A 6,153-nucleotide genomic window follows, 5' to 3' on the forward strand; every position below is an offset into this window, starting at 1 on the left:
CTTCGCGTCGGGCAGCGGGACGATCTCGCGGATGCGAGCGAAGGCGCGATCGCGCTCGAGCTGGAGGCAGAGGTCGCGCTCGAGGGCGACGCGAAGCGTGTCCGGATCGAGCTTCAGTACGGCGAGCGACCGCGAGGGCGAGACGGCGGTGAGCGCGGTCGACATGGAGGGCTCGTCGTATCGAAGGCATGCGAGCGCCGAAAGTCCGAGCGGAACCCGCCGGGTACCGCGGTTGCGGACCGGCGGGCCGATCACCTCCGGGCGCCGATTGCTCTCCCACAAGCGAGGGCCGCTTTCTTTCGGCATCACCCCGCAGGGGTGATGGATGCGAGTATCAGATGCCCTTCGTGCTGAGGATTTGAGCACGAACTTCCTCTCGTACGCGACGTATGGTGTCGTACGGGGCGCCCACGCAGCCATTCAGGTCGAGCCGCACCTTTGAATCGTCCTCGTAGGTGAACCGAAAGTACTCCGGCGGGTCTCCGGTGCATGCGCTCGCATTGCCCTGGTTCACAGCACGACGGATCCCCCTCTGTCAGAGAAGTTGTCGCCTCTCCCGATCGCCTGATCGCGGAGACGTAGCGAACTCGATGGGGGCGGAGAGGAACTCTCTCCGTGAAATCATACTCTGAAACTTTCAAACGCAAGATCGTGCAACGCCTGCTCTTGCCGAACGCTCCGTCGGCGTACGCGCTGGCCAGAGAAGTCGGCGTCTCGCAACCAAGCCTCTCGCGATGGACGCGGAGGTTCGGTAGCGTCGTCTCGGTGTCAACCAACAAGACGCCCGGTACTGCGAGCAGGTCTCGCCGACCGGAGGACTGGACCGCGCAGGAACGCCTACGCGTCGTGAACGAAGCCAGCAGGCTCGGGGACAAGGAGCTCGGGGAGTTCCTTCGTCGTGAGGGCGTGCACGAGGAGACTCTCGAAGCATGGCGCTCCGGCGCTCTCGAGGGGCTGCAGCCATCGGAATCCGCACGTGCTCGCGGGGGCGACAAGAAGCGGATCAAGGAGCTCGAGCGGCAACTGGCCCGCAAGGACAAGGCGCTCGCCGAGGCCGCCGCCCTCTTACTCTTGAAAAAAAAAGTCCAAGCGATCTGGGGGGACGCGGACGACGACACGAGCGAGGAGAACGACAAGTGATCCTCGCGTTGCTCGACGAGGCCATCGAGGCAGGTGCGGGGCTGGAGGCGGCGTGCCAAGCGATCGACCTGAGCGCGCGCACGGTGCAACGATGGCGCGACGATCCCTACGGCGATGACGGCCGCCTCGGACCCCAGACGAAGCCTCATCACGCGCTGACCGCCGAGGAGCGGCAGCGGGTGATCGACACCGCCAATTCCCCCAAGTACCGCGATCTGTCGCCGGGGCAGATCGTCCCGTTGCTCGCGGATCGCAGCATCTACATCGCTTCGGAGTCGAGCTTCTACCGCGTCCTGCACGAGGCGAAGCTGATGGCGCATCGCAGTCCGGCTCGGCGTGCGGCGCGCCACAAGCCGAGGGCCTGCGTGGCGACCGGTCCCTGTCAGGTGTGGAGCTGGGACATCACGTACCTGCGCGCGCCGACGCGCGGAACCTTCTACTACCTGTACCTCGTGCTCGACATCTGGAGCCGCAAGATCGTGGCGTGGGAAGTCCACGAGGAGGAATCGCCCGAGCTCGCGTCGAAGCTCGCGGAGAAGGCATGCGCGGCCGAGAAGGTGAAGCCGGGCACACTCGTCCTGCATTCCGACAACGGCGGCGCGATGAAGGGCGCCACGATGCTTGCGACACTGCAGCGGCTCGGCATTGCTGCGTCCTTCAGTCGGCCGAGCGTGAGCGACGACAACGCCGCATGCGAAGCTCTCTTCCGCACTCTCAAGTATCGGCCCGGCTACCCGCGCAAACCCTTTGCATCGATCGACGCCGCGCGCGCGTGGGTCGGGGCCTTCGTCGCTTGGTACAACGCCGTGCACCTCCACAGCGCCATCAAGTACGTCACCCCGAACGATCGTCACGCCGGTCGCGACGCGGCCATCCTCGCCAAGCGCAAGATCGTCTACGCCACGGCCAAGCGCTCCACGCCGCGGCGCTGGACCGGCGATACGCGCGACTGGACTCATATCGCCACAGTCACGCTCAACCCAGATCGAAAGGCGCAAGCGGCTTGAACTCGATTAGGCGACAACTATCCTGACAGGTCCCGGGATGTCCTCGTGCAGAACGGCCGCGACCAGGTCTTTACAGTTCGGGAGGAGGCGCGGTTCGGACACCCCCTTTCCGTTCGCAAGATACAGCGCGCACGCCGCAAAGCTGACGTCGATAATGTCGACACAGCTCGCCTGCGACGGGATGCCGCAGTCGCCCTTCACCCAACGCACGCTCCGAACGGGCTGTTCCGAGGCATCCGTCTTGGAACCGCACGATAAGAGGAATGGCGCGGCGACAAGTGCTGCGAGTGCGGACAGCGACGTAGAGCGAACGACCATGCCCGACCGCATATCGCAGCGACGTCCTCGCATCCACCATCGATTGACGTGAGAGAAGTCCTGCGTAGCCTGCGCGGCGGACTGCGCAACGACGGAGGACTCGCCCGATGGCTCGATGGTTCGCTTGGTTGTTGATTGTGATCACGCTGCTCGCCGTCGGATGCGGCGGCGACTCGCGGACGGGTACGTATCGCGGTGTGTGGTCATCGTTCGACGCGTGCGAACCTTCGTCCGAAAGTGTCGCGAAGATCACGCCGGTCCTTACGTGCGTGGCCGTCAGCGGAGACGCACGGATTGCCATCTTTGGGTATCAGAACGACGCGTCGTCCGCGATCGTCGTCCCCGAAAGCGCGCAGAATCGCCTCGTCCCAGCGCCGGACCCTACGTCGGCGGACGGCCGCACCAGACCAATCTCGGTCTTCGCCCCGGGCTTCTTCCCAGCCGCGTTCACAATTCGGCAGTCCCTGTTGGCGCCGCCGACAATCTGGGAGCTCGGCGGGCGGATGACGTCCGATGCCGCGCCCGCTTGCGCGCTCTCAACGGCCGGCGGCGCCGTCTATGTGACGCTGCAACAGCCCGGTGGCGTTCCTCCTCTCGTAGTTCAGATCGCGCCGAGCGAAACAAACCTGCTCGACGGCGTCGTGGTTCCGACGGAAGCGCCCATGGGCGGTCAGACGAATCAGCCCCTTACGGGTAATCGCTTATCAGGTGACTTCAGAGTCACCCCCGATGGCGCCGCCACCTACCGTGTAGACTTGAACGTTCCCGTCGGCCGCGCGGGCATGCAGCCAGAGCTTGGCTTCGATTACAGCAGTCGCGCGGGCAATGGCATCCTCGGCGTAGGTTGGATTCTGCGCGGCATCTCGCAAATCAGCCGCTGCACCATTCGTCCGGAGAACGGAGACGCGCCACCGCCGACGCAGTTTCAGTTTACCGATACCCTGTGCTTGGACGGTGACCCACTCATCATCGCGCAGGCGGAGCCAGGTCCCAACAACGTACCGACCGTCACGAACACGTTTCACCCTCAACACGATCCATTCACGCGTGTTCTCCGCACTAGTGCCGGTTTTACCGTTCAACGACGAGACGGTCGCCAGCAATACTATGGGGGCGCGGGCGCCCAGCTGACGACAGCGCTCACCTCCGTCGACCCATCTGGATATCCAGAATATGGAGACGGCCTGACGAAGACCGCCGCGTGGTTTATCCGCGAGACCGTTGACCGCTCTGGTAATGCGGTGCGATACGAATACGAAGACGGCGGATACGCGGATCGCAACTGCGCCATTACGAACAAGCCGTGTAGCGCCGCCGAGCTTCGTCCTCGCTCAATCACTTACACTCATGCCGCCGACCTTCCGGCGACGCGCCGAGTCGATTTCGAGTACGAGGACCGAACCGACTGGTCCTTCAACTGGATTCAACGATTCCCGCTGCAGGTTTCTAAACGCCTCCGCGAGGTGCGAATTTCGGGTCCGATGCCCGTGGCAATCGGGCCCGTGCGCTCGTACCGACTGACCTATGACTACGGTCCGGTATCGCGCCGCAGCCGACTCACACGCGTGCACGAGTGCGACGGCGCGGGCGTGTGCAAGCAACCGCTGGAGCTATCATACGAAGATGGTGACCAATACTACGACGTCGCCGCAACCGACTTCGTGCCGACGCCGTCGCAGACCCGCGACATGTATGCGTCGGATCTCGACGGCGACGGTATGGATGATGTCCTCTATCGCGTCGGTAATATGCGTACCGTCGCCGAAGGCGGCTTCGGCAAGCGCACGCTCACCACGATAGCGGATTGGGAATACCGGCGCGGCACTATCACGAAGGGCGTTCCGAGGCTGGCGCCGCCGATCCGTTTCGCCGTGGTGGAGCACACGCGCTTCGAGGATTTGGAACTCCCTCCAATCTCGGACTTCCGAGCGCCAGTCCTCTTCAAGGACGGCGTGCCGTATTTCCCGGATGAGCAGGGCGCTACACGTTGGGTGCCTTATTCGTTCTCGGCGACGTCGGTCGCACCGAGTGGCGCGCCATTCACCGCGTCCGGCAGCGCTGCGGCATTGGACATCTTCGGCCAAGGGCACGACACGGCGTTCGAAGGGGACGGCGCCACCGCGATGCTCGCGATGCAGACGCTTCAGAACAAGGCGTGGTCGATTCTGGTCGCGGCGCCCAGCGATGAAAACTTCAAGATCGTCCACCCGACGACGTCGACGTGCGCGCCTTTCGGTCTATGCAGTCCGGCGTCGCTTGCATCAACGGTTACGCCGCTAAGACGCGCCGGCGTAACGCATACGCTCTTCGATTTTAATGGTGATGGGATCTCCGATTCCTTTGACGCGCTACCCGGTTCACCCATACCTCCCGCCTTGTACGCGGGCGTAGGGGGCGGCGCGTTTCGGCGCGTGCAACTTCCGCTCATTCCGATCACAGATTGGATGTGGCCCAGCGCCCCCGGCGCAAGCGGCACGATGGTGCTGGACCAGGATCAAACCGGCCTCGGGAAGATACTCGTCTATGCCGGAGACTCGGCTACTCCCACGAGCGCGGCTCGCATCCTGTCGGTTGTGCCCACCCCTTCCGGGTTCGTTGCCGAGTGGCGAAGTGGTCCCCAAACGGCACCTGGAGTAGCCGCCATTGACGCCATCGTCGGTCGCGATCTGGCCAATGCTGGTCGCGTGCTAGACGTGAACGGCGACGGTCTCGAGGACATCTTGCTCCCGGGTAAGTTGCTCGTCCGACGCGGTCAGAAAGCCGACTTGCTCAAGTCCGCCGTCGGCGCAATCGCGGCCCGCATTGCCTATACGCCGCTCCGTTCGCCGCGCATCGCATGTGCTGCGCCCATTAGGTGCGGCACGCGTGGGCTTTGGTCGGTCGCAAATTACGACCTCACGGTCGCAGTGGGGGCCGGCAAAACTTCCGTCGCACTCGCTTACGAAGATCCGGCCTCGAACTCACTGACCGGCGAGTTCCTCGGGTTTCGTCGAACGACCGAGACAACACTCGCAACCGGCCAGACGGTGGTAACTACCTACGACCGCTACCATGAAGATGGCTTCTCCGGACACCCCACTCGTATCGAACGCCGTGTTAGCGCAGACAAGAAGTCCGTTCTCGAGAGCGTTAGAACGTTTGAGTATGTGGTTAGGTCGTACGTCCCCGGTACGCAGTTGGTGCTCGCGTCTCGGGCCACTGACCTTGCAACTGACAATGGCGCGAAGGTCCAGACCAACGAGCTAGCGACGACGTACGACGCCTTCGGCAATCCATTCGTCGCCAAGCGTACGGCCATCGTTGGCGCGCTCTCCGCTACGACGACGGACACAACCACCTATTTCCACCGCAATGATGAGTCGCGCTGGCTCCTGGGACAGGTTGAAGCGATCCTAAACACAAGCGAGGTTTCCGACGCCGCGTCGATCGCCCCGCAGCCTGCATTTGCCCGCCGCTTCACGCGCTTCGAGGTCGACGAGGCGACCGGATTGCCTCGAGCTATCGCAGCGAACGAGGGAGCCGGAGAAAGCTTCGAGCTCCGCACTGACCTCGTCTTCAGCGGCGGGCTAATCGAGATCCACTTCGCGGCGGGATACTGATCCACCCCGCCGCGTGATCGGGCGCCGGGCAGCGGCGGGATACTGATCCACCTCGGCTCCCGGGACGGCGGCGCACGCTGCGGCCATGG

Annotated in this window: 2 protein-coding genes; both read left to right on the plus strand. The window is 63.9% G+C overall.

All coding sequences use genetic code 11. The annotated features are described in order from the left end of the window. Window positions 1-615 precede the first annotated feature (615 nt). Window positions 616-2,147 (plus strand): IS3 family transposase gene (locus ACLL97_RS04315; protein ID WP_411279246.1). Its coding sequence is split into 2 segments (ribosomal slippage): window positions 616-1,084 and window positions 1,084-2,147, totalling 1,533 coding nucleotides; the frame shifts between segments, so codons are not numbered across the junction. A gap of 425 nt (window positions 2,148-2,572) precedes the next feature. Next, window positions 2,573-6,064, plus strand: coding sequence for a SpvB/TcaC N-terminal domain-containing protein (locus tag ACLL97_RS04320; protein ID WP_411279247.1), 3,492 nt, complete (start codon window positions 2,573-2,575; stop codon window positions 6,062-6,064). Window positions 6,065-6,153: the final 89 nt, after the last annotated feature.

Source organism: Gemmatimonas sp. (assembly GCF_046594945.1).
GTDB lineage: Bacteria > Gemmatimonadota > Gemmatimonadetes > Gemmatimonadales > Gemmatimonadaceae > Gemmatimonas.

What these genes read in the sequence shown, in the direction of transcription:
- ACLL97_RS04320 (WP_411279247.1), top strand. Translation starts at nt 2,573, where the DNA reads ATGGCTCGATGGTTCGCTTGGTTGTTGATTGTGATCACGCTGCTCGCC.